23 protein-coding genes and 1 pseudogene are annotated in these 23,403 nt (G+C 69.4%); 9 read left to right on the forward strand and 15 right to left on the reverse strand.

The features are described 5' to 3' along the window. Nucleotides 1-727 (reverse strand): RNA-guided endonuclease InsQ/TnpB family protein (locus ACWCQK_RS34875; protein WP_451162027.1); only part of this gene is annotated, 727 nt, incomplete at its 3' end. Nucleotides 728-972: 245 nt separating this feature from the next. On the opposite strand from ACWCQK_RS34875, the gene ACWCQK_RS34880 reads away from it, so the two are divergent. Then, entirely contained in the window at nt 973-1,311 is a 339-nt protein-coding gene (locus ACWCQK_RS34880; protein WP_451162029.1) for a hypothetical protein, read from the forward strand. 62 nt (nt 1,312-1,373) lie between these two features. On the opposite strand, the gene ACWCQK_RS34885 is transcribed toward ACWCQK_RS34880, so the two are convergent. Further along, the gene (locus ACWCQK_RS34885) at nt 1,374-1,871 is read right to left on the reverse strand and encodes a hypothetical protein (RefSeq protein ID WP_451162031.1); all 498 of its coding nucleotides are present in this window, start codon (nt 1,869-1,871) and stop codon (nt 1,374-1,376) included. A 46-nt stretch (nt 1,872-1,917) separates the two neighbouring features. Between ACWCQK_RS34885 and ACWCQK_RS34890 the strand changes: the two genes are divergently transcribed. Continuing rightward, nucleotides 1,918-2,121 carry a hypothetical protein gene (locus ACWCQK_RS34890; protein WP_451162033.1) on the forward strand — a complete coding sequence of 68 codons (204 nt, stop codon included), beginning with the start codon at nt 1,918-1,920 and terminating at the stop codon, nt 2,119-2,121. 209 nt (nt 2,122-2,330) lie between these two features. Here the strand turns inward: ACWCQK_RS34890 and ACWCQK_RS34895 are convergent, their stop codons facing one another. Further along, nucleotides 2,331-2,576, reverse strand: a complete 246-nt coding sequence (locus ACWCQK_RS34895) for a CU044_2847 family protein (RefSeq protein WP_451162035.1) — start codon at nt 2,574-2,576, stop codon at nt 2,331-2,333. A 782-nt stretch (nt 2,577-3,358) separates the two neighbouring features. Between ACWCQK_RS34895 and snpA the strand changes: the two genes are divergently transcribed. After that, nucleotides 3,359-4,147, forward strand: coding sequence for a snapalysin (gene snpA / locus ACWCQK_RS34900; protein ID WP_451162037.1), 789 nt, complete (start codon nt 3,359-3,361; stop codon nt 4,145-4,147). 299 nt (nt 4,148-4,446) lie between these two features. Here the strand turns inward: snpA and ACWCQK_RS34905 are convergent, their stop codons facing one another. After that, nucleotides 4,447-4,920: a nuclear transport factor 2 family protein gene (locus ACWCQK_RS34905; RefSeq protein ID WP_451162039.1), complete on the reverse strand. Its 474-nt coding sequence runs from the start codon at nt 4,918-4,920 to the stop codon at nt 4,447-4,449. Between the two features lie 463 nt (nt 4,921-5,383). Between ACWCQK_RS34905 and ACWCQK_RS34910 the strand changes: the two genes are divergently transcribed. Next, nucleotides 5,384-5,938 (forward strand): hypothetical protein, encoded by a 555-nt coding sequence (locus ACWCQK_RS34910; RefSeq protein ID WP_451162108.1) that lies wholly within the window; start codon nt 5,384-5,386, stop codon nt 5,936-5,938. A 64-nt stretch (nt 5,939-6,002) separates the two neighbouring features. Here ACWCQK_RS34910 and ACWCQK_RS34915 read toward each other — a convergent pair whose 3' ends face one another. After that, nucleotides 6,003-6,794, reverse strand: a complete 792-nt coding sequence (locus ACWCQK_RS34915; RefSeq protein ID WP_451162041.1) for a class I SAM-dependent methyltransferase — start codon at nt 6,792-6,794, stop codon at nt 6,003-6,005. 351 nt (nt 6,795-7,145) lie between these two features. Between ACWCQK_RS34915 and ACWCQK_RS34920 the strand changes: the two genes are divergently transcribed. Then, nucleotides 7,146-7,988: a class I SAM-dependent methyltransferase gene (locus ACWCQK_RS34920; RefSeq protein ID WP_451162110.1), complete on the forward strand. Its 843-nt coding sequence runs from the start codon at nt 7,146-7,148 to the stop codon at nt 7,986-7,988. A 99-nt stretch (nt 7,989-8,087) separates the two neighbouring features. Here the strand turns inward: ACWCQK_RS34920 and ACWCQK_RS34925 are convergent, their stop codons facing one another. Continuing rightward, a complete protein-coding gene (locus ACWCQK_RS34925) occupies nt 8,088-8,372 on the reverse strand; it encodes a hypothetical protein (protein WP_451162043.1) in 285 nt (94 codons plus the stop codon). Then, on the reverse strand, nt 8,369-9,244 hold the full coding sequence (locus ACWCQK_RS34930) for a hypothetical protein (RefSeq protein WP_451162045.1): 876 nt from the start codon (nt 9,242-9,244) through the stop codon (nt 8,369-8,371). Before ACWCQK_RS34930 ends, ACWCQK_RS34925 begins: the two co-directional genes overlap by 4 nt. A gap of 277 nt (nt 9,245-9,521) precedes the next feature. Here ACWCQK_RS34930 and ACWCQK_RS34935 point away from each other — a divergent pair. Together ACWCQK_RS34935 and ACWCQK_RS34940 are read left to right on the forward strand one after the other, a co-directional pair. After that, a pseudogene (locus tag ACWCQK_RS34935) lies at nt 9,522-10,324 on the forward strand (nucleotidyltransferase domain-containing protein). A gap of 93 nt (nt 10,325-10,417) precedes the next feature. Continuing rightward, nucleotides 10,418-10,951, forward strand: coding sequence for a GNAT family N-acetyltransferase (locus ACWCQK_RS34940; protein ID WP_451162047.1), 534 nt, complete (start codon nt 10,418-10,420; stop codon nt 10,949-10,951). Nucleotides 10,952-11,328: 377 nt separating this feature from the next. Here the strand turns inward: ACWCQK_RS34940 and ACWCQK_RS34945 are convergent, their stop codons facing one another. From ACWCQK_RS34945 to ACWCQK_RS34970, 6 genes are all read right to left on the reverse strand, one after another. Continuing rightward, the gene (locus ACWCQK_RS34945) at nt 11,329-11,814 is read right to left on the reverse strand and encodes a DUF427 domain-containing protein (RefSeq protein ID WP_451162049.1); all 486 of its coding nucleotides are present in this window, start codon (nt 11,812-11,814) and stop codon (nt 11,329-11,331) included. A gap of 122 nt (nt 11,815-11,936) precedes the next feature. Then, nucleotides 11,937-12,233 (reverse strand): hypothetical protein, encoded by a 297-nt coding sequence (locus tag ACWCQK_RS34950; RefSeq protein WP_451162051.1) that lies wholly within the window; start codon nt 12,231-12,233, stop codon nt 11,937-11,939. Between the two features lie 468 nt (nt 12,234-12,701). Beyond that, a complete protein-coding gene (locus tag ACWCQK_RS34955; RefSeq protein ID WP_451162053.1) occupies nt 12,702-13,640 on the reverse strand; it encodes an LPXTG cell wall anchor domain-containing protein in 939 nt (312 codons plus the stop codon). 71 nt (nt 13,641-13,711) lie between these two features. Then, entirely contained in the window at nt 13,712-14,371 is a 660-nt protein-coding gene (locus ACWCQK_RS34960) for an SDR family NAD(P)-dependent oxidoreductase (RefSeq protein ID WP_451162112.1), read from the reverse strand. A gap of 161 nt (nt 14,372-14,532) precedes the next feature. After that, nucleotides 14,533-15,402 (reverse strand): hypothetical protein, encoded by an 870-nt coding sequence (locus tag ACWCQK_RS34965; RefSeq protein ID WP_451162055.1) that lies wholly within the window; start codon nt 15,400-15,402, stop codon nt 14,533-14,535. A 243-nt stretch (nt 15,403-15,645) separates the two neighbouring features. Then, entirely contained in the window at nt 15,646-16,587 is a 942-nt protein-coding gene (locus tag ACWCQK_RS34970) for a patatin-like phospholipase family protein (protein WP_451162057.1), read from the reverse strand. Nucleotides 16,588-17,130: 543 nt separating this feature from the next. Between ACWCQK_RS34970 and ACWCQK_RS34975 the strand changes: the two genes are divergently transcribed. Then, nucleotides 17,131-18,366: a BtrH N-terminal domain-containing protein gene (locus ACWCQK_RS34975; RefSeq protein WP_451162059.1), complete on the forward strand. Its 1,236-nt coding sequence runs from the start codon at nt 17,131-17,133 to the stop codon at nt 18,364-18,366. A 317-nt stretch (nt 18,367-18,683) separates the two neighbouring features. Continuing rightward, nucleotides 18,684-21,302, forward strand: coding sequence for a DUF6185 family protein (locus ACWCQK_RS34980; RefSeq protein WP_451162061.1), 2,619 nt, complete (start codon nt 18,684-18,686; stop codon nt 21,300-21,302). Between the two features lie 193 nt (nt 21,303-21,495). Here ACWCQK_RS34980 and fabV read toward each other — a convergent pair whose 3' ends face one another. Together fabV and ACWCQK_RS34990 are read right to left on the reverse strand one after the other, a co-directional pair. Continuing rightward, nucleotides 21,496-22,710 carry an enoyl-[acyl-carrier-protein] reductase FabV gene (gene fabV / locus ACWCQK_RS34985; protein ID WP_451162063.1) on the reverse strand — a complete coding sequence of 405 codons (1,215 nt, stop codon included), beginning with the start codon at nt 22,708-22,710 and terminating at the stop codon, nt 21,496-21,498. A gap of 136 nt (nt 22,711-22,846) precedes the next feature. Beyond that, a complete protein-coding gene (locus tag ACWCQK_RS34990; RefSeq protein WP_451162065.1) occupies nt 22,847-23,011 on the reverse strand; it encodes a hypothetical protein in 165 nt (54 codons plus the stop codon). Nucleotides 23,012-23,403 lie beyond the last annotated feature (392 nt).

A 23,403-nucleotide genomic window follows, 5' to 3' on the forward strand; every position in this document is an offset into this window, starting at 1 on the left:
GCCCCCGGGCAGGGCGCCGACGCGCCATCATCCGCTGATACCGGGCCAGACGCTGCGCCGCCTGCTTCCCGAACTCCGGATGCGGCAGATCATGCTCGTCGCAGGTGGTGGTGGCCGTCTCCTTCACACCCCAGTCGACGCCCAGCACCCGCCCGGTCTCCGTAAGCGGCTGCACCTGGACGGCGACGACGAACGAGCAGTACCAGTGGCCGAGAGTGTCCTGGTAGACGCGCACGCTCGAGGGGTCGCAGGGCAGGTCACGCGACCACACCACCCTCAGCACGATCCCACCCGCGAGATGCAGACGGCCGTCCCTCAGACGGAAACCCCGGCGCGTGTAATTCAACGGCGGACGCGAATCACGCTTCTTCTTGTGCCGCGGCATCCCGGCCCGCCTGCGCATCGGCAGCCGGTCCTTGATGTCCTTCAACGCCTTCGCCCGGGACTTCCCGAAATCCCGGATGATCTGTTGCTGCGGCACCGACGAACCCTCCACCAGCCAGGAAACACACGCCCGTGCCTGCGTCAGCATCCGGTCCAGGGCTGCCGGCCCGCAGCTTTCCCCTTCGGCGTGCGCTTTCTTGGACCGGGCGACGCATTCATTCCATATCCAACGGCACCGCGCCCACTCGGCATGCAGAAGATCGCGGGCGGTCGACGACACACGCAGCCGGTAGGTGTACCGGGCACTCCCGGACACCCCGGCAGCATCCTGCGGCACCGTCACAAGAAAAATCGTATCCCAGGAAAGAGAATGGATCACCTCAACGAGAAGGTGCCGAAGCCCCGTTGAGGAAGCTGACCTGCATACCGTCCCCGGTCATGATCAATGGGCCACCCACTGCCTGCCGACTTCCGCCCGGCCTGCGCTGACGGCCGATCGCCCAGGCGGCGATCGCCCATTCCCTGCCCTGCTCCGCAGGAGTCCGATTCCTCCCCGGCCTAAAGGCCGGGGCATCCTCGGAGAGCCCGGTGAACGCGTGGGCCGCCTTGGTAACCGTCATTGAGCGCGGCTACGGCGACGACATCTACGAGTACACCAACGACCTCTACTGTCGAAACTGGCTGCGCGAGGCGTGGCTCCTGCTGGACGACTACATCGTGCAGCTCTGGACCCCACAGATCAAAGCCCTGGACGACCGGTACAAGGCGGCGACCGTCGACGACGACGGCCAGGCGCTCGAGCAGTTCATCAGGTTGCCCGGCCCCGACCTGTGGTGGTGGCGGCGACACCCTCGCATCCTCACCGGAGACCTCGGGCGTTCACTTCGCTCGGCCGGTGCCATCGGCGCCGACCCCGACACGGCATGACCCTCGGCCTCACGGAATTACGGGACACCTCTCAGGCCCCTCGGAACCTCGGTCCGCGTTGCCTACTGCTCCAGATCGTCCCACGTCCACGGCGGAGCCGCGGTCCCATCAGGCTCACGGCCGAACCGGAACTGCTCAGGGCCTGCGCCGGCCTCGAGGAACAAGTCGAATCTGCCTACAGCCGGCAGGCGAGCGAGCAGGGCGGCGATCTGCCCGGGTGGCACCACCTCCCGCAGCGCCTGCAACAACTCAGCCCACCCGTATGTCCCAGCCGCCTGGTCGAGGGGGACGTCGGCGACGGTCCGCCGGGCCAGCGCGGTGGCCTGCTCGTCCGCCCCGGCCTCCCGCAACGCCGTCAACAGCGTGAGCACCCTGTGGGGGCGGTTGAGGTGCACGTGGAGGGCAGGGCAGCGTGCAGGCAGAGCCGCACTCTGCCCTGCCTGCAACGCTCCCAGCAGCTCCGCCACCGCACCCGGGTAGTGGAGGGGCGCGTGGTTGGCCGCCCGTGTGGCCAGGGCTTGGGCCTGTTCCTGCGCCCCGGCCCCCCGCAACGCTTCCAATAGCTCGGCCACCTCGCAGCTGCCCCAGAACGTGAGGCGTGGCCTGGTGGACGAGTTCATCGTCTTCGACAAGGCGGCCTGCTACGAGATCGGACAGGATCAGCTTCGCGTCAACGCCTCGACGCGACTGAGGACGCATGAGGACTACGTCAGGCTCAGGACCCAGCGGTTCACCGAGCTGTGGGACGCGGGGGCGCCGACGCAGACCGCGGGAACGCCGACGGGTGAGCCCGGGACGGCCGGCGTGTGATGCGGCGTGACGCGCAGGTCACCTCCCATAGGGCGGTCCGCCTCACTGCGCGGAGTCGGGTCTGCCGGGGCCGCTCGGATGGACCATGTACGGCCTGCCGTGCCGCATGAGCGGAACCGGGCGCGCTCAGCCCGTGAGCTGCGCCCCCGGCTCCTCTCACCGAGACCTCGGATGTACCTCCTGTCACCACCGGTTGCACATGCCGACTGTCATTGGGGCGTCTCCGCCGAGCCGAATTGCATCGTGACCTTGAGTGCTCCCGATGCGCCCGCCTTGGCGACCGTCGCATTCCCCTCCGCGGTGAATCCCACTCCGAACTCCACGGTGAATCCGCTCGGTCGTTCGTCCTCCGGAATATCCCGGACAGCCTGGATCATCTCCAGCGCCATACGGGTCACGACCGTACGGGCCTGGGCCACTGATGCGCTCGCCCGGGCCGCGACCCTGCCGGACACAGACGTCTGCTCGGAGTTCGCAGCCGGGCAGAACCAGCATCACGAGGCGGCAGCCCTGCTCAAGGAAGCCGCCGAGCTGGCATCGAACACCGGCTCCGACGGCGTCCTGCACTGGGCGGCCCAAGCCCGCGAACGGCTTGAACCCGCATAGGAAGATCCGTCGGGCCCGGCCGGCGCGGGCGTGGCCGACACCGGCGAGCGCCTGCGCGGAGTCGCTCAGGGACAGTCCGACGTCAGTCACCGGGCGCGTTCCCCGAACGGCAGGAGCGGCACCTCACCGGCGCCATCAACCCGCGGCGCGCTCTCGCACGAAACCGCCCGACCGAAGCCGCAGAAGATCCCCTTGATGCACCGGCTGGAGAAGGGCAGCGCGTGGCCTATGACGTCGCTCACAGCCCCCTGCCGGCCCACCGGCATGCTTAGTAGATGCGACACAGAAGACATCTACCATTTTGTCCGTCTTGACCCAGATGTCGATCCCGTCACCCACTCCGGGGTTACACCTGCCCGGCCAGCGCACCTATCGCCGCGTCAGACAAGAAGCCTGACGTTACGTCAGCTTTCGCACCCACCGCTGTGCGGGCAGCGCCGAGCCGTACGCCGCCCCGGCGAGGCCGCGGAGTCTACGAAGCCGGGTAGTTGCAAGGCCCATTGCGCTGCCTGTAAAGCCGTCCTAAGAATGTCGACCCACAGGACGTCGCCGCAATACGAACGCCGGTGTTCACGCGAAGCAGGCCGCGCACCGGGCGCTCGGCGTCACCGAGCGAGCAGGAGCCCCCCACATGAAGTCGTCCCGAACCTCCACGAGAGCCTTCACCCTGACTCTCGCTCTCGGCCTGGGTCTGGCCTCCGCCGCGCTGGGCGCGGCGGTCCCCGCCAGCGCCCGTACGGCGACCGCCGAGCCGTCCGCCGCCACCGGGGCACGGTACGCCGGGCCGGCCGAGAAGTCCGCGGACAACAAGGCCTTCTTCCGGGCCGTACTCGAATCCGTCGCCGCGAAGCGCGCCTCCCAGCCCGCCACGCAGGCGGCCACACAGGCGGTCACCGTCTACTACAACGCCTCCCAGGCACCGAGCTTCCGCTCCCAGATAGCGACCGCGGCCTCGATCTGGAACAGCTCCGAGACCAACGTCAAACTCCAGGAGGCAACCGCCTCCATCCCCAGCGACTTCTCCTACTACGAGGGCAACGACCAGCGCGGCTCCCACGCCTCCACCGACGGCCACGGAAAGGGCTACGTCTTCATCGACTACGCCCAGACCCAGCAGTCCGACTCCATCCGCGTCGTCACCCACGAGACCGGGCATGTGCTCGGCCTGCCCGACGACTACAGCGGACCCTGCAGTGAGCTGATGTCGGGCGGCGGACCTGGTCCGTCCTGCACGAACCGCTACCCCGACGCCGCCGAACGCGCGCGTGTCGACCAGCTGTGGGCCACCGCACCCGCACAAGCCCCTGACACCGCGACCAGCCCGCCAGCTGGCCAGAACACCGGCCAAACCACCGGTCAGCCGAACGGCCCGCTGACCGGCTGGCCCACCATCCTGCTCGCCGGCCGACCCATCGGCTGACCGACCGACGGGCCGATGGGCTGGCCCACCGGCGTCATCGATACGCAGCAAGGGAAGGTCGACCTCTCCCGTCGCCCTGTCTGAGGCCCGGACACGCTCCGGCTTTCCAATCCCGTGCGGAGCCGCTTCGAGGCGACCGCGGCAGTCACCTTCCCACCGGGTCCGCTACCTCGGATCGGTGTCCCGTCAACCGTGGGCCCTCGGTGGGAAGGCGGCCTGCCCTTGTACGACTGGCCCCTCATGCGAATGTGCCTACTCCCGTCATAGCGGGGCGGGCGGGCCGCTGAGCCAGGGCGTCGTCACTCCTCGGTACCGGTTTCCAGCCTCTCGGTCGGTCCGGCGAAGGCCAGATACAAGGACCGGGAACGGATGAGCCAGCGGTCCTCGACCTTGAGGAACGAGTCCTCGTAGTGGCCGACCTGCGTCGGGACGCGCGGGGGCACGAAACCGCCCCGGTGCCCGTCGACGCGGTAGGTCGTGAAATAGGTGGTCGCGATGGCCGTCGTCTTGGATGTGACCGTGACCAGGATGTTCGTGCAGATCCGGCGCGAGAGACGGTCCGCTGGCCGCCCGGCGAAATACGCCCGAAGTGCTTCACGGCCCTCGATCCGACGGCCGCCTTCGGCCCACTCCCACAGTCCCGCATCCGTGAAGAGATCGGCCACGTCCCCCGGGTCACCGAGGTCGAGCTTGTGGACGAACTCGACCACAAGGCGTTCACACACGCGCTCAGCCAGCAGACGGTCCATCGGATCCAGTGCTTCGGTAGTCATCCCCCTGTCGTATCAGGATGATCAAGAGCAGCACCACGGTCCCCTCTGACGCCGCACGCGTCCGCGAGCCCTTCCGTCCTGCCCTCGCGGCCGCGGCCGACTGCTGATCCGCGCTGCCCAGTCGGCATCGGCCCTCGTAGCCAACTGGCTTGTGCGCATACCGATTCGGCCGACGCGACCTTGCACGACGGCGACGTTTCACGACGGTGAGACGCCGAGGCCGGCAGGCCGCTGATCCGTTTGGGGGCACCGCGCCTTCGCCCTACCGCGGTTCAGATGACGCGCCGATTCCCGGTCACGATGGCCATCGGCTCCCGCTGCCGCAGGGTCGCTTTCCAGCGGCGCTGATCGGCGCAAGCCGGCCAGGGCTACGACTACGCGCCCAATCCGCGGCAATGGCGATGGCGTGAGCCGGGGGATGTGAGATACGAGAAGAGCGGCGGCGGCACAGGCTCGGAAGAAGCTGACTCCCGGGGACCTTCTCTCCGCGATCGACCGGAACGTCGAACTCGAGATCGGGGCCAAGTGGTACGACCACAGTCCGACATTCCAAGGCCTGAGCGGTGTGCTGTACGACGCCGAGGGTGTCATCGTGCCTCCTCGTCGGCGCGGCAGGTCGCGTAAACCGAGTGCTGTGGTCGGCGCCCACCGGTTCGCGGCCGGGGTCAAGAGGCTGCTGTGGAGTCAGGGGGTGACGGCCGTCCCGGCGATGGTCCGCGACCTGGACGGAATCGCGAGCGTGTTCCTGACGGACCTCGCCCGGGACGCGGCCACGGTCGTCCGCGAGGGCGGGGTCAAACGATTCGGTACGGTCACCCGGGCGACGTCGGGCGAACCGGCCCCGACTCCTATCCTCACGGATTCCCTCCGGGCCCCGTCCGCCCGCAGCGGGGACAGGCGGACCATCGGCAGGGACGACATCCTGGCCGCCACCACGATGCAGTTGCTCGGCGGCAACCTCAGGCAGCGAGCACTCACCGAGGCACGCGAGGCGACACAGAACGCCTCGGCCGGATGAGCGGATGCGACCCGCATCGCCGCCGCACCTCCATCAGCCGTCTCGGTAGGCCCCACGGCTGGGGTCAGCCCGGCTTGACCGCCAGCGTCGCAAAATAGTTCGACATGTATGGAGCGGATGCGTTGGAGTGGTGCGGCGCTTCCGCGAAGCCGGTGAGGACGAACCCCGTGGCGAGTTGCCCGCCGATCTGGTCGGTGAGGGTGTGGCTGTATTCGAGAGCGGCATCCGCGCCGAACTTCGTGGCGCGTTCCTCGGCGGAGTACTGCGCGACATCGCTGTAGGGCAGCTTGTGCACGACGATCAGCTCGCCGCGCTCGTCGAGCGCCTCGTGGTCGAACAAGTACGCATCGGGGTTGAGGAAGCCCGCGAGCAGAGTTCCGCCCGGTCGCAGGGTGCGGAAGCACTCACGCCACACGGCTGCCAAGTCTGGTACGAAGAGGTTGGAGACCGGATGGAACACAACGTCGAAGGATGCGTCGCCGAAGGCGCCGAGGTCGCGCATGTCGCCCAGGACGGTGCGCAGTTCGAGTCCGTCGCGGGCCGCCACCATCTGGTCCTGGCCGAGCTGGCGGGGTGAGTTGTCGAACACGGTGACCCGCGCCCCTGCGGCGGCGAGGATCGGACCCTGCTGGCCACCGCCGGAGGCCAGGCACAACACGTCCTTGCCGGTCAGGTCCGTCGGCAGCCAGGAGCGATCGACCGGCTCATGCCCGATGAGAACGATCGACCAGTCGCCCCCGCGGGCGCGCTCGACATCCTCGGCACTCACCGGCCTCGACCACTCGTTGCCCTCCTGGACGTACTTGTCCCAGGCCGCCCGGTTGTGGGCAACCGGGTCGACAACCATGTCCTCCATACTCAACTCCCTGCCACAGCCGAGCGAAGACCTGCAGTATTGACAGTTCGGTGCCACCAGCCAACACGATCGCAGCATGCGGGCTCAACGAAATTAGCAGGCATCGAGATGTCCACGGCTTCGGCGGGTGATCGCGCGGTCGTCGAGCACGCCATCGCTCGCTGAAGGACCACCGGCCCTCCGCCGACGCCGCGGCGAACGCATCGGCCACGCCCCCGTCGGCATCGCGGCACTCCGCAATCTCAAGCCGAAAATTCGGTAAACCGCACTGCCACCACACCCCGGGACACCCGACACCCCATTTAGGCTGCGGCGGTGAGTGATGAGCAGGAGCGGGCACAGCCGTCGGGAGTGTGGGCCACCGCGGTGGGGGTGGCCAGGGTCCGGGCGCTGGAGAGCGCGCGCGAGGACGCGCTGTTCCGCGACCCGCTCGCGCAGGCCTTCGCCGCCGCCGGCGGCCTGTGGCCCTCCTCGCCGTCGCTGCCGGACGACGAGGCCTCGCGACGCCGTCGGCTGGGCGTGGCGTCGTCCATCGTCATCAGGACGAAGTTCCTCGACGACCTGTTGCTGCGCGCGTCCGCGGCCGGGGTCGGGCAGGTCGTGCTGCTCGGCGCCGGAATGGACAGCCGGGCCTTCCGGATGGACTGGCCCGAGGGCACCCGGCTGTTCGAGGTCGACACCGCGGAGCCACTGGATTTCAAGGCGTCGGTGCTGCGTCGGGAGCGGGCCGTCGCGCGCTGCGAGCGGATCACCGTCACGGTGGATCTGCGTGAGGACTGGCCGGCCGCGCTGGCCGCCGCAGGCCACGATCCGGCCGCGAAGACCGTGTGGATCGCCGAAGGGTTGCTGATCTATCTCCCCCAGGACGCGGTGGAACTGCTGCTGGCCCGGATCGGCGCGCTGTCCGCCCCGGGCAGCCGGATGGGGCTCACGCTGGGCACACGCGGCGTGATCGAGCGCTTCGGCGCGGACGCCGCACCGGGATCGGCGGCCTCCATGTGGGTCTCGGAGATGCCCGACGACCCGGTGGGCTGGCTGGCCGGGCACGGCTGGCAGGCCGACAGCCACACCCTGCGCGAGCGGGCCGCCGCGTATGGCCGCCCGTTCAGCACCCCGCCGCGGCGCGAAGAGCAACCCGGCGGACTGATCTCAGCGGTCCGCCGGCAGAACACCTGCCGGTTCCCGGGTAGGTGATGCGCGGGGAGCGCCGTTCGTACCGACGATGCAGGCGGCTGCGGCGGGGCCGACCACGCCGTCGCCGCTCCGTCGGCACCGGTGACGCTCCGGCCGACGCTAGGGCTCGATGCCCTCGCGGGCGATGGGGCAGATCATGTTCCGGGCCTGGCCGGGGTCCCCGTCCGCGGCCCAGTCGGCCAGGAACGCCAGCAGTTCGGCCGCGGTGGCGTCGAGTACGCGGCCGACGTCGTCGTAGCCGAGACCCGTGAACAGGCCCTGGACGGTGTCGAGATCGAGGGGGACGAAGGGGAGCGGAGCGTGGTCCTCGTGGTCGTAGGTGCCGTTTCCGGTGACGACGACCCACCGGGAGACGGATCTCGGTGCGGGGCTTTCTGCCGTCATGAGCGATCCCGCAGGCCGTCCGCTATCGCGGTACCGGTCTCGATGGCGGTGAGGCGGCGTTCCACAGCATGCACCTGCCAGCCGTTGTCGACGGCGATGTCGGTCACCGTCTGGGCGCCGTCGACGGACAGGGGTGCGAGCTGCTTCTGAAGAGCGACGACGTCGTATCGGTCGCACAGGTTGGTCCAGTTCACCACGCTCCCAGGCCAGGCTCCCCGGCCTTCCAGCGGAGAAGGGCGCAGCCGGTGGAAGACGAGGTTGGGCATGCCGAGCGGGGATCCGATCGTGACGAGGGCGGTCACCGGCCACTCCGGGTGCGCGCACAGCGCCTCGTACGCCACCACGGAACCCAGGGAATGACCCACGAGTACCCGGGTGTCGGCCGCCACGACCTTGGCGACCTCGTCCTGCACACGTGCGCGCACCTCGGGCTCACCGAGGTACCGGCTCACCTGGCGGAGCACACCGAGGAGGAAGCGGTCCCCTGCCCGCCCCACGAAGGACGAGCGGCTGAGGGCGTGGAGAGCGCGCTGCACAGAGACCGGCACGACGGCCTTCGACGTCCCGCCGTGCGGCGGCGGCACCGTGTCGGGCTCCAGCCTGGCCGCCTCACGCCACCACGCCATCAGCAGGTCCCGCTCCAGCGACTGCGTCACATCGCGTGCGGCGAACGCGGGCTCGCCCTTGGTCGCCGGCGCTCCCGGCGGGCGAAACCAGTGGCCGTAGAAAGCGATCTCCACGTCCTCGAAGGCCAGCGGCGGGCCACCCGCCAGCCGGACGCCGTCGAGCAGGGCAGGCGCGATGCCGCCGTGCAGTGAGCGCGGCCCCGCGTACTGCTTCCCGATTCCGTGCACGACGACATCGGCGACCATCGCCCCTCCCCCGAGGCTCGCACCGCGAACCATCCCATGCACCCGCAAAACGGGGCGGCGGCGGCTGTGATTCAACGGTTCACTTCTCCATCAGGCATGCGCAATACGCCTGCCGTGTCCAAGGGGCTACCGGGCGCCCGTCGAACGGGGCACCTCTTGGCAGGTCCCGATCCAAGCAGTCCGCCGTCGATGGTCCAGTTCACTCCCGGGGGCCGGCCGGACAATTCGGTCGCGGCCGGTGAACTGCCGCTGCAGACTGTGGCTCGTGGAACGTTTGATGGAGATCGCGAACCGACTGGCCGATGTCCGTGGCGTCGTCGGTGTGTCTCTGGGAGGCAGCCGGGCGAGGGGTACGCACCACCCCGATTCCGACTACGACCTGGGGCTGTACTACCGGCCACCGCTGGATACCGCCGCTCTGCGCGTGCTGGCGGCCGAGCTGACCGGCGGACCGGTGGAGGTCACCCAGCCAGGCGGCTGGGGACCGTGGGTGGACGGTGGTGGCTGGCTGGACGTCGACGGCCATCGCGTCGACTGGATCTACCGCGACATAGATCGAGTGCGCCGAATCTGGCGGCAGTGCCAGGCCGGGCGGTTCGAGATCGGCGCCCAGGCCGGCCACCCCCTCGGGGTGTACTCCCATGCCTACGCCGGTGAGCTGGCCCTGGGACGCGTCCTCGCCGATCCCGGTCGCGAGCTTCGGTCCCTGCAGGAGCAGACCCGCCTGTATCCGGAGCCGCTGCGCGAAGCACTCATCGCCAACGCGCGATGGGAGGCACCGTTCATCCTGGCCGGCGCCCGCAAAGGAGCGGCCCGTGGTGACGCCTTCCATGTCGCAGCTGCCTCTTCCGTGCGGTCGGACTTCTCGTCCACGCGCTCCACGCCCGTGCCAGGCACTGGGTGCTCAACGAAAAGGGCGCCGTGCGGGCCGCGGGAGAACTCCCCGGCGCCCCCGCGGACTTCTCCGGACGGGCTCACGCGCTGTTCTCCGCGCTCGGCACCACTCCCGGCACGCTCGCCGCCGCGCTCGACGACGCCGACAGACTGGTCGCCGACGTATGCGGCGACCTCGCCGGGTGACCAGCTCCTCGCCGGTGGAAGCGACCGCTCCGCCCGTTCCGTGACCGGCAGGTGCCACGACCTCACTGTCGGCCGGCCTCTACTCTGGTCCTCATGCCCGATCGTGATCATGTTCAGCTACGCCCCGTCGCCGAGAAGGACCTCGACCTGTTCGAGCGCCTCTACGAGGACCGTTCCGAGCTGGGAGAGCTCGGCTTCTTCGGCTACCGCAATCCTGGTCATCTGCGTCGGCAGTGGGCCGAACAAGGCTTCCTCACCGCCCAGGGCGGACGTTTGACCATCGCCGGGGACGACGACCGGTTCATCGGCGAGGTGCAGTGGCACGAGGTACTTCAGGGTCCGGCGTCGCCCTGCTGGAACATCGGCATTTCCCTGCTCGCAGCCGAACGCGGCAAGGGCTACGGCAAGCAGGCCCAGCGCCGGCTCGCCGAGTACCTCTTCGCCCACACGAAGGTCAACCGGGTCGAGGCAAGCACCGAGGTGGTGAACATCGCCGAGCAGCGTGCCCTGGAGGGTGCGGGCTTCACCCGCGAAGGCATCCTGCGCGGCGCCTGTTTCCGCGGCGGAGCGTGGCGCGACATGGCCTTCTACTCGATTCTGCGTGCCGAGGTCGTCACGGACGCCTGAACGCCTCATAGGGGCCGGACGCACCGGACCGCATGGTGTGGGCCCGGACGCTCCCCTCTCCACGGGCAGAGCCCGCCTCAGCGCGCCGGCGGTGCCGGGTGCGGGTGTGCCGGGCAGTCGTGTGGCGTCGTCCGGAGGAATGGATCTTCGACGCACCGGCCGCCGGGACCGAGCAGCCGCACACCGGGATCGGCTCGGCGAATTCCGGCGGGCCCGGCCGGCCGAGGGGTGCTGATGTCACACCCGGTCCCCGATCTCATCGTGGGCCGCGGCTTCGCCCCGGCAGGGCCCAGGATCAGGGAGTCCGCCACCACCACCGCCGCCACCAGCACCACGGGCGGCCACGCGCCGGACGAACCGACGCGCCGGTTCAACGGTCACCAGCCGAGGGTGTGCGCGCCTCCCTTGAACGGCCCCCTCACCTCAGGTGTGATCCAACCTCCGTAGAAGTCGCCTTCCTGCGGCTGCACCGTGTAGCCGTCGACGACGCAGCTGTCGACTCTCCCCGCGTAGAAGGCGAAGTGGTCGACGAGCTCCTCGTACGGCGGACGGGGCGCCGGGTAGCTCCAGGCGGCGAGGGGACGGATGTCGCATCCGACCACGATGTCCCAGTAGCGGGCGCTTCCCTTCCACTCGCACCAGGTACGGCGCGAGGCGGGCCGCAAGAGGTCCGTGCGAACGTCGCCCGGCGGCACGTAGAAGACGGGCGGGTGGCTGGTCTCCAGGATCTTCAGGGCGGCCGCGGTGTCGGCGATGGTCTCTCCGTCGCACTCGACGACGATGCGCCGTGGGTCACGGCGCAGGGCAGGCGGGCGCGGATAGTCCCAAACCGATTCCGCAGGCGGTGTCTCGTGCGACGGCATGGTGGATCCCTCCTGGGGGCCGGTTCAGCAGTCACCTTTGTCTTCCGCGCGAATCCTCCCCGCAGACGCGAACCCGCTCCGCGGATGAGACGGCTTCCCCGACCGCGGTCCTGCCGCCTGGGTCACGACTCGCGACATAGGGGTAGCCGCACTGCCTGATAGGGCGACATCGTCGGCGGGGAGCGCACGACGAGTCCAGCCGACATCTCCGGAACTTTCGGCGTGACTTGAGTGAGCGATCCGATGTCGGCCAGGCCCTCCTCGACCGGCACATACCGGGTCGACATGCAGAAGCTGAGGTCACCGCTGTCCTGACTGAGCACTCCGTGGTTCGACGTGGTGGTGTCGGTGTCCTGAATCCACGAGCGGGAGGCTCGTCCTGCCACGACGAAGGCAGGCGCCCGGTGCCACTGACTCATGTGAGCCAGCATGAGAAGTGCGGGGCCGCTCCGTCACACCGGGTGACGGTGCGCCTCACCATGGGAAGCGCACCGCCGCCCCGCTCTGGTGCATCCGGTGGTCGTCGAGCGCCGGTCCGTCCGTAGCGGCCGTGGTCGTTCAAACGATCGGCCACTGTTGCTTGCGGCGGCCAGTCCGAGGGGTATTCGCCTTCACGCCACGCGACGATGAGGACGGCGAGCAGCCCGACCGACCCATACCACCCGCCCTCTCGCGGGCCATGCGGTAGGGGCCCTCTCCGCCCGCGGCCCCGGCGGCCTGTGTGGAGGTCTCTCTTCCTGCCGGTCCGAGCCGCGGGCGAAGTCGAGCGAGTTGTCGCCCGTCGACGGACCTCATGGGAGGCGGGGTTCGACGTCAGTCAGGCCGACCGTCGGTCCGGCAGGTCAAGAGCGAACCCCGCAGTCCGCCTGGAACGAGATCGCGCGACCTTAGGGAATCCGAGGCAGCTCAGCCCTGCGGCGGCGCGCGGAGTACACCACACCGGCACCCGCCACGACTGCCGCGCCACCGACACCGGCCAGCAGCCAGAGATCCGAGGACGAGCCGGTCTCGGCCAGGATCTCGCCTGACGGTGTCGCAGGCCCACCGGTCGGCGTGCCGCCACCGTTCGGCGTGCTGCCACCGCTCGGTGTCGGAGCACTCGTCGTCCCACCCGTGTGTGAGCCCGGCTTGAGGACCCTGAAGCTTGACCAGAGTGCCTGGGAGAGAGGTGTGTCCGGGACATCGGATGGCAGTCGGCGCGACCTGCCGACGATGAAGACATCGCCGATCTGGTCGCCGCGTGTCACGGTGAACGGGAAGTCCTTGGCGACACGGACGCGAAGCGAGATCATCAGGTTCTGGAAAGGGGCGAAGTCGATGTCGGTGAAGGTGCCGGGGCCGGGACCGGTTTGGTCCGGGGAGTCCTGATCCCGCCAGGCTCCGGAACCGGGCTCTCTGGCCTGCAGATCGACGGACCTCGGGTCTCCACCGGGCATCCCGGGCGTAAGGTCCTGCACCTGTTTCCCGACCGACACGTCGACATCTTCCAGCGTCGCCGAAAGCGTGTTGTGCACCCTGACGGTGAACTCGTGCCATCCGTCCCCGGCTACGATCTCCCGTGGCAGGCCGTCGATGCTGAAGGCAATGCACTTGTCCTCGAAGTACCCAGTCTGGCAACTGGACTTGGTCGGTTCGGCGCTCGAGGGTACGGAGGCCGGTGGCGTCGACACGGTCGGCGTACCCGCCGGCGTCGGTGTGGACGCGGCCATGGGCGCACTTGCCGGGGAAGGGGAATCCACGGCGTACGCCGCCGCACCCGACAGCAATGCCGCCGGTATCAGGGCGGCGAGCGCCGCACTGCGGTATGAGGTGACGCGAATGTTCATCAGTGCCTTCTACGGTGGTGAACGGAGGAACGAACGGACTCACGTGTGACATCCGACGCCTGTGCGACTGATCAGCCGCGCTGGAGGTTGTACCGCCGTGACCGGGAGCCGACAGAGAGGTCGCCCGACAGCCTGACTGGTGAATCGTTGCCACCACATCTCGGCCCAGCCCGTGTCCACGGCCACGCCGCCGGTCCAACGACGCGGTTCCAGACCGTGGGGACGGCGCGGCACAGCACGCGTGGTGACACGTCCGGGGAGCGATCACCGCGCACCCCGGCGGCGAACGAGACGGCGACCACGCTGCCGTGGCCGCGTGCCACCATCCCGGGGGCCACGGCCCGGATCGCGTACGGCGTGCCGAAGTAGTCGACCTCCATCATCTGCCGGAGCACCTCGTCCGGCTGCTCCAGGAAGTGCCCGGGGCGGGCGAGGCCTGCCGAGGTGATCAGGACGTCGCAGGGCAGTCCCTGCTCTTTCTCCAGTTCGGCTATGGCGCGAGTGAGGGCAGCCTGGTCCGCCACGTCAGCTGCCCGCGCGGCGGCCGACAGCTCGTTCGCCGCTTCCTCGAGGTGTTCCCGGCCTCGCGCGATCGGTGAGACGTTCGCCCTGCGGCCGCGAACTGCCGGGCCGCGGCCAGGCCGATGCCGCTCGACTCGCCCGTCACGATCACATGTGCCGAACCGGCGTCCAGGGGACGGGGGTTCCGCAGCCTCATGGCTGGAGCGTATGGGGCTGGTTCGTTGCTGGCGAGACGTCCGTCAGCGCGGTCCGCCGGACAGGTCGTCCGCCGCGGCGTCGGCAAGTCGGCGTTCTCCGGCCGGCCGCCGCATGAGGAGCTCTTCGCTTTGCGCGCCGGGTGAACGTGCTGGGTTCGGGGAGCCGTTGGCGTTCAGGTGCGGTGGCGGAGGGCCAGTGTCCAGGTGTCCACCGTGTAGACGCTGGGCCCGTCCGTGTGCGGTACGGTGACGATCGCGGAGATGCGGTCACCGTCCCATCGCAGCTTGCGACTGGTGGGTCCACCCAAGTCCGTGGGGGCGTCGGTGAGTTCGGCGAGTACCGTGTGGTCGAGTCCGCGGCCCACCGCACGGAGCACTCTGCCGTCGAGGACCAGGATCGTCCCGTCGTGCAGGACCAGTGGCTCGGGCGGCTGTGGATCGGTCAGACGCGGGCCGCGTTCCACGACACCGCCGGGCAGCAGGCGGACGACTCGGCCCTTGCTGGGCAGCTGACGGTCGGCTTCGACGACGCGCAGGCCGCTGCCGACCACGTAGTGGCCGTAGGAGCGCCAGGCGTCGGTCTGGGTGCCGTTCCGGTCGTACTCCCAGGTGTCGAAGACGTCGTAGCCCTCCAGGCCGAGCACGAAACGGCCGCCGCCCCGCGCCGCGGCACTCTGCCCGCGCAACTCGGCGACGAGCCGCCCGTCCGCGAGGTCGAGGAGCAGTGCGGGGCCGAGGTGGCCCCAGGGCGTGTACTCCAGCGAGTCCGTGGTGACGAGCACGCGGTCGCCGGACACATGCGCGGCATTGGGCTGGCCGCTGCAACGGTGCACCCAACGGACTTCCCCGGTGGAGTCGACGCACTTGATGGACCCGACGGCACCGACGATGGACAGACCGTCCCGGCGTGCCATCGGGTCCTTCGCAAGCCAGGCCGACTCGATGGGCGACTCCCCCACCGTTCGCCGGTGGCGCACCACCGTCGCGCTCCAGCCCGCGGCGGTCCCCTTCAGGGCTTCCCCGCTCGTCTCTTCTCTCGGCACGGGCGCGATCTTAATGCCGTACGGCACCACGGGACGAGGTGCGGGCCCTGGCGGACTTCGTCCACCACGCAGCCTTGTGCCGCCAGGCGGCCCGAGGTGGCTCAGCACGGATCGTCTGCCGTACCGCCCGGTCTCAGTCGGCACTCGACCAGCTATTGCGTGCGCGTCGTGGCCACGCACGATGGCAAGCAAGGGTTCCAGGCGCTCTCAAGTGGCGTTCGCAGGTGGCGTCGCGAGGCCCTGTCACCCGAGGTGGCGGGGCGGCGGCTCGCCGGGGTCGGTGAGGGCTACGGGACCGCGGCCGGCCGATGCCGTCGGGCCCTGGCCAGCCGGTCCGGTGACGGTGGAGTCGGCCCGGTACAGGCCGGGCCCGTCGATGCGCAGGCTGTCCAGGAAGTTCCCCGCGGTGCGGGCCGCGGTGGTGATCAACCGCTGGGTATGGCCGAAGTCCCAGGGGGAGGGCCATGCGTCGATGCCGGTCGGCAGCATCACGGTCGGGATGTGCCGGGACACCTCGTACAGGTCGCGCTGGATCTGATGCTGCAACAGCAGCAGTCCGGCCCGTGCCGCGATGGCGCCGGCCCGCCGACGGGGGATGTCAGGGGTCAGCGGAGAACTCTCCAGTCCGCTCGACAGCACCACGACGCTCGCCGCCCCGGACCACAGCGCCGCCAGCACCGGGATGTAGGCGACCACCCCGCCGTCGACGAGGGTACGGCCCTCTCGGTCCACCGGTGGCAGCATCCCCGGGACGGCGGCGCTCGCCAGCAGCGCGGACTCGAGATCCCCGTGGTCAAGCAAGGCCGGAGCGCCGGTGGCGAGGTCCATGGCGACCGCGGTGAACGGCACGGCCAGCTCCTCGATCCGGCACGGCAGCCCGGACCCGGCGATCAGCCGGCGCAGACCCCGGTCGTTGAAAAAGCTCACCCGTGACGCCACGTAGCCGAAGGGATACACGTCGCGGCGACGCAACTGCGACCACACGTTGTCGAGCCACGGAGCGGCCTCGTCGGGGTGTGCCGCCGCGATGGCGCCGTTGAGTGCGCCCACCGACGTGCCCACGATCAGGTCCGGGGCGAAACCACGTTCTTCCAGCGCGTACCCGACGCCCACCTGCGTCGCTCCGAGGACACCGCCGGCACCCACCACCGCCGCCACCGGCCGTGGCAGGGCGCTCAGGCCCACCGGGGCCGACTCATCGACGGTGGGGCGTCGGGAATCGGAAGAGGTCCTCCTCTCGTCGCACTCCGCTTCACCGGCCCGGAGGGTGTGGCGTACCCATGGAACCGGACTCCGGTTGAGCAGAAGCCTCATGTCACTTCACGCACCTCACCCTGATCGTCTGACGCGGCTTTCACCCACCCTGACGACGACTCTTCAGGGAAAGAAATGCCTCATCCCACGTCCATACAAAAGCGTATTCCCACCATCCACGACCACGCTTGTCCGGACCGCACACCGTTGACGGCCTCCCTCACGTGACGGCGGAGCAGCTTTGATCACGCGGGGTGCGTGTTTGTCGGCCGGCCAGGGCCGGGATAGCCTGCTGGCGGCGCCTCCCGCGCGCCAGACCCCCACACCGAGTGCTCACGCCACCCGGCGTCGCGGGGGCGAAGGTGATTTTCGTGTCGTCGCGGGCGTGACTTTCCTTCGTGGTGTGTCGTCCCTTCCGGGTGACGGTGACGGTCTGCGTGAGGGCTCGTGCCGTCCACCCCGAAAGGATGCGCGGTGACCGAGCAGCGTGGGTTCAAGAAGCTGGTGCGTGGGCGGATGGCCCGCACCGGGGAGTCGTACACCACTGCCCGCCGCCATGTACTGGCCAAGTCGGCCAGGTCCCAGATGCCCGTGCCGCCGGACGGACTCGTGTATGCCGAGTTCGGCACCGACCAGCATCACGAGGCGTCCCTGATCCGGCATGCGCTCGGCAGCGTCCACGACGAGGCGCTGGTCGCCGGTCTGGCCGGGGGCATCGGTTTCATGTACTTCGTCTTCGAGTACCAGGGCCTGCCGCCCATGCTGACCATTGTCGCCCAGCACCATACCGAGCCATGGGTCCAGACGGCCCTGGACCGGCTCCACGTGCCGTACGACATCCAGCACAGCGGGAAACCTCAGTGGGTCAAGCTGCGCAAGGCCCTGGACGCGGGCCGTCCGGTGTTCTGCGCCGTGGACAGATCACGGCTGCCCTGGCACGGGATGGAGCCGGGATTCGGCGCGGACCCCTACACCGTCGTCATCGCCGGCTACGACGGGGACACCCTCTCCGTCGACGACGGGTCCGCTGCACCGCACGCCATCGGCACCGAGGAGTTCGGCGCCGCCTGGTCCGCCTACAAGAAGGGGCGCCACCAGATGATCGTGCCGACCGGACAGGCCACCGGCGATCCCGATATCGACGGCGCGATCGCCGCCACCGCCAGACATCTCACCGGACCGGTCCTCGGCAACAACTTCGACGTCAACTTCGGATTCTCCGGAATGGAGAAGCTCGCAGCCCAGCTGCGTGACACCAGGACGAAGACCGGGTGGGAGCGACGCTTCGGGGAGCCGGTGCCCTTCTTCCACGGGGTACGCAGGCTGTATGAGTGTCTGGAGGTGGAGTACACGGCACCGGGTGCGACGCGGCCGCTCTATGCCGACTTCCTGGACCTGGCCGGCCGGCCTGACGCGGCAGCCTTGTTCCGTGAGTCGGCCCGCGGCTGGGAGCGAGTGGCCTGCCTCGCGCTGGAGACAGTGACCGGCCTGGGCGCGTACACCGAGATCTGTGAGCAGCGGATGCAGCTGATCATGTCCCGCGGCGAGAAGGCCGGAGAAGAGATCCGAGCCCTCGGGGAGCGTGCCGACACGCTCGCCGAGGAATACGGGGCCCCCAGCGCCGAACAGCGCAGACACCTGTTCGACGAACTCGCGGGCATCGTCGACGCCAGCGCGGCACTCGAACGACAAGCCGTCGAACTGCTGTGACCACCGGCGTTCCGTAGGGCGGAGGGCGTGGGAGGAGATACGTCCGCGGGGCGCCCGGCGGCGTATCTCCTCCCACGCCCCGGGCGATGTGTGCCATGAAGACCCGGCAATGCGGGCAAGCTTTCAGGGCGGCGTGTCCTCGACCGGGGTTGCCGGGAGGTCGGCGGAGGGTCGTGGGGAGGGCGGGAGGGGTACAGCGCGCACCACAAGGTGGCGCGTAGTGCATCTCACGGATTCACTGCTGGGGGGCGGTCGACCAGGTGCGCGTGTGTCGGGGGGCGGCATCGCTGTTCGTACTCCTCTGCGTGCTTCTCGGCGTGCAGACACTCCTGTGGTCGGCCGCAGGCCGGGCCGAAGGGCTTCCGGCCGTCGCCCGGGAGGACAGTGTGATCGCCGTGCCCGACTGCGCCGAGCAGGGGCTGAAGGGGGCGACTGGGCAGGTCCGGCTGGTGTTCGACCACGATGGCAGGACCTACACGAAGGTGACCAGCGAGGTGACCCTCACCGTTCCGATGTCCTGGAGGCATGCCGACAAGCTGCTGTTCGGGCCGTCGAGCGAGGACTACCGGCTCGCGATGCGGTGTCTGGTCCGCGGGGAGCTGCGGTTCGACACGCGCTGGGAGGAGTGGCGCTCGCACGAACCCGTCGTGACGCCCGGCGCCACGACAGTGACCGTGGAGATCCGTACGCACGCATGGGTGGATCAGCGGCGGGAGTTCCTGGTCGGGCCGTGGACCGTCGACGTACGGCGGGCATGGTGGCAGGTGCGCTTCACGCCCCCGGAGGTCCTGGGGGCCCTGCGCTGGAAATCCGTCGTGGTGGACCCGGGCCGGCCGGGAGTGTCCAGGGCGACGCCGCGTGCGACCCGGGGCGTCGGCGACCACGGCCTCGAATGGACCTCCGTCGTGCCGAAGCGGCCCATCACCGTACGGATCGAGCCGTCCTGGCCCCGGAGCTGGTCCGCGCAGGACGACAGCGCGCCATTCGGCGTCATCGACGCGGCGGGGTACGTGCTCTGGAACCTGCTGGTCGCCGGGTCTCTGTGGCGGGCGGCGGTCCTGTACCGCAACCGGCATCGACTGCTGCCCCCGGTCGATCAGCGAGTTACGTCCAACTTGCGTAATTGGGCCGCGGTCCAGTTCTGTCTCTCCCTGCTGGTCAACGCGGACAACATGGTGTTCGTCGCCGCAGGCGCGTTCGAGGACCCCGACAAGTGGGCCGAACAGGCACGTCTTGCCGTGCATGCGTGGTGGCTGTCGGCGCTGGCAGGGGTGGTCCTGCTGCTGTTCGCCCGTGCGGGGCGGCGCGTGAGCGTCGTCTGTACCGTGCTCGTGGTGATTGCGGCGGTGCCCGGGACGGTGCCGAGCGTGGTCGGACTGCACGCACCGACGTTCGTACGTCCTGAGGCTCAGGGCCATGCCTGGTACACCGTGACGGCCGTCGCCGCGGCTGCCCTCGCGTCGTTCGTACTCCTGGTGCTGGGCACGTGGGCCGCTGCCTGGCGACTGTTGCGCGACGGCGGGCTCCTGCGCAGTCGCGGGGCGACGTTTCCCCTCGGCAAGGCGCTCGCCCTCTCCGCCGGCGGTGTGCTCCTGATCGGTGTGTGCCAAGCCGTTGCGAAAGAGCGCGACTGGCTGCGGGGCAGCTGGCCGAGTGCCTTCGTCGACCCGACATACGTGCTCCGGTGGAGCGACGGCACCTTCATCTCCCGCCATGTGGGGTACGGGGCCTGGCACCAGGCCGAGTTGCGCAGTGGTCTGCTGTGGTCCGCCGATCAGGCCCTGGAATGGTGGTCGGGCAAGCTGTGGGTCTTGACCGCCCTGGCCATGCTCGCGTTCCTGCACATGGCCTCGGGTCTGCGTACGGACTTCTCGGCGCCTACGAAGCGGCTTCCGGTGCTGCGGACCGAACCAGGTCCCGTTGAGCGGTGGTTGCTGATGGTGTCCTACCCGGCTGTCGTGATGCTGTTCCTCGGGATCTACGCGGCAAACAGTGCACCTGCGTTGCTCTGGTTCTTCGTGGACCTCGCCGCCCTGGCTGTGTGCCTGCGCCTGGCAGCACGGCGGGCCGTACTGCACCAGCGGGCCGGAATCGGGCCGCGGCTCGGAGATCTGGTGACACCGTCGGACCGCGCTGCTCTCCTCATGGCGGCGCGGGGGCACCGAGAGAGGCTCGCCAGGCTCCGCCGGCTGGACCACGGGCAGTCCGACGATGGCGCCGTCGACCGCGAGCGGATCGAAGAGGAACTGAGAGACCTCCGCGACTTGGACAGCGGGTCAGGTGGGGTGACGCCCCGGCGTGAACTCCCGCCCGACATCACGGTCGTGGATGCCGTCCTCGCGCTCGGGCCCCGGGACGCCTGGTGGGACAACGGAATGCGGGCCGCCCGGTACGCCGCACTCATCTCCATCCCCTTCGCGGGGGTGTTGACCTGGTCACAGTCGCTGCGCGGCGACACGCTCAACGGCACGCTGTACGAACCGTTCGGCTTCCCCGAGGTGGTGTGGTCCGCCGCCTCCTGGGTGTTCGCCTTCTCCTGGGCGGGCTTCCTCCTCGGTGCGCTGTGGCGCCTGCTTCCCGGCAGGCGCGGCCCGGTGAAGGCGCTGCCCCTGGCTGTCGCCTACGCCACCCCGGTCGCACTCTTCGCCGTCGGCAACCACCTGCTGGGCGAGGAACAGGACATTCTCGCGCTCGCGGCAGCGGCGGTCCTACTCGTTCTCACCCTCACGGCCTTGGCGATGGACCTCGATACCTTTCGCGCCGAGCGGGTCTTCTGGCCCTCCCGGGCCCAACTGCTTTTTTCCGTCTACCAGATGCGGTTCTTCTCCCTGCAGATCGCATGGATCCTGGCGCAACTCGTCGCGCTGGTCACGCTCTGGCAGTTCTTCACCAGTGCGGACGCGCCGCCCTCCGGGGGCGGCTCGGTGACCAAATGACCCCATGGCGAAGCCCAACACCGTCAGCATCCATTGCTCCTGCCGCGCCGGGCGCTGCGTTCTGTCCAGACTGAATGCTCCTCCGCGCTGGCCGACAAACTCCGCCAACAGCGAAGGTCGTGACACAGACGCCATCGACGAACAGTGAGAACCGCTCAGCGGGGGCGTTCCGCATGGCGGATCCGTGCCCGGATCAGAGCGTGGGGGCGGGCCAGGGAATGTCGGTGGTCACGGCGGCGGTGTAGTCGACGCCCGGTACGGAGAATCCGTACAGTCGTTGGACTTCAGCACGGAACCAGTCGACGTCGGCGAGACCGACGATGGTGTCGGTCGTGGCGGCTTCCCAGCGTTCGGCGACGGCAGCTTGGACGTCGTCCGTCAGTTCCCAGGTGTCCAGGCGGATTCGGCCTTCGTCATCCAGGGCGAGCGGGACGGCACCGGTAAGTTGGTCCCACAGGGCGGCGAGCTGACGTACCGGCGGGACCAGATCCGCTCCAAGGACGCCGCGCAGCAGGCCGGTGTACAGAGCGATGCCGGGGATGGCGGCGGAGGACTGGGTGACAGCGGCGCCGTTGACGGAGGTCACGGCCCGCCCGCCCACCGTCTTCTCGAGCCGCTCGTTCAGGGTCCGGGCGGTGGCCTCCAGGTGGGCCTTGGCCGCGCCGATGGTGCCCTGCCGGTAGATCGCCGCTGTCAGCGGCGACCCGATGTACGACAGCGCGGCAGTGGCGAAGCCCTCGCCGAGCAGCCCCCGACTGGCCAGGTGGTCGATCCAGCGTTCCCAGTCCGCACCACCCATCACGGCCACAGTCTGCTCGACATCATCGCCATCGGCCGGCCCGGTCTCGACCTCGCGAACCTCAGGAACGCCCTGGTCGTCGAAAACAAGGGTCTTGGTGCGGTTCGACTGGCCGATCGGTTTGAGGACGGAGGCGTACGTGGCGCCGGTGTCCGGGTCGGTGCGCCGTGGCGCGGCCACCGAGTAGACCAAGTAGTCCAGCCTGCCGCCGAAACGCTGCTCGATGAGGTCGGCGACCTGGTTCTTCATCGTGTCGGAGAACGCGTCGCCGTTGAGGAAGACCAGATCCCGCCCGGCAATACGGGCGACGTCGGCGGTGGCGGCGGTGCGGTACCAGCCAGCCGTGGCGGTGCGCCGTTCGGTGGGGGCCTTCTCGAAGGACACCATGATGCCGCGGATGCCGGCGCGCTTGAGTCCGGCAACAGTGGCCGCCAGGCCGTATCCCGCCGAGGAGCCGATGATCAGAGCCACCGGCCCGGCACCCTCCGGCACATCGGCAGGGTCGGGGCATGCCTGCCACATGTCGGCCACCAGCCGCTCGCAGCCCGCCGGGTGGGAGTCGAGGAAGAGGAAGCCCCGGTTGCGGGGGATGAGAACGCGCTCGCTCACGATTGCAGTCCTTGGGTCGACCGGGCCGAAGACGCGGCAACACCAGGTCACCACGTCCTGCAAGTTTGCGACAGGACGGACACGGACGGTGGCCCTGCCAGGGACAAGGATCATGAGCCGATCTTGGAGTGTTTCACTACATCCAGCAGAGCAAGTCGCGGCCCCTATCAGGCTCAGCATCACGCACTTCGTCGATGTTCGCGCCCAGGATGTCCTGCGCCCGTCCGGCAGTCTCGTACAGCATCCACCAAAGCGTCTTCACCCACAGGTGCACCTCCCGCCGCGCGATCAGCCGCTCCACGGCCATCTGCCTGCCGGGGCACGGGAGTCTGATAGCGCCAGCCGCTTCGCCCAGGCCGGGGCGGGGCGGACGGCCCGTCTTACCCGTACGACTCGCACCATCCGAGCCACGACAGCACCGTCTCCGACGGCCGTTCCAGGTGATGACCGCCGCGGTGCCCCACAACAGTTCCAGGGCCTCGCCGATCTCGTCGTCCGCGACCGACCCGAGCGGGCGGGCCTCGCCGATGTACTAGGCCGTCTTGCCGACCCCGGTCGGGTAGCTGCGGACCGGGTTCGGGTTGCCGAGCAAGTCGAAGAAGGCATCCGCTGGCGCGTGGACGGTCAACGACTTCCCGCCCGACAACTTCACGACGGTAGGCACCACTGCCGACGTCCGCGCGACCGAGCAGC

Source organism: Streptomyces sp. NPDC002306 (assembly GCF_053593435.1).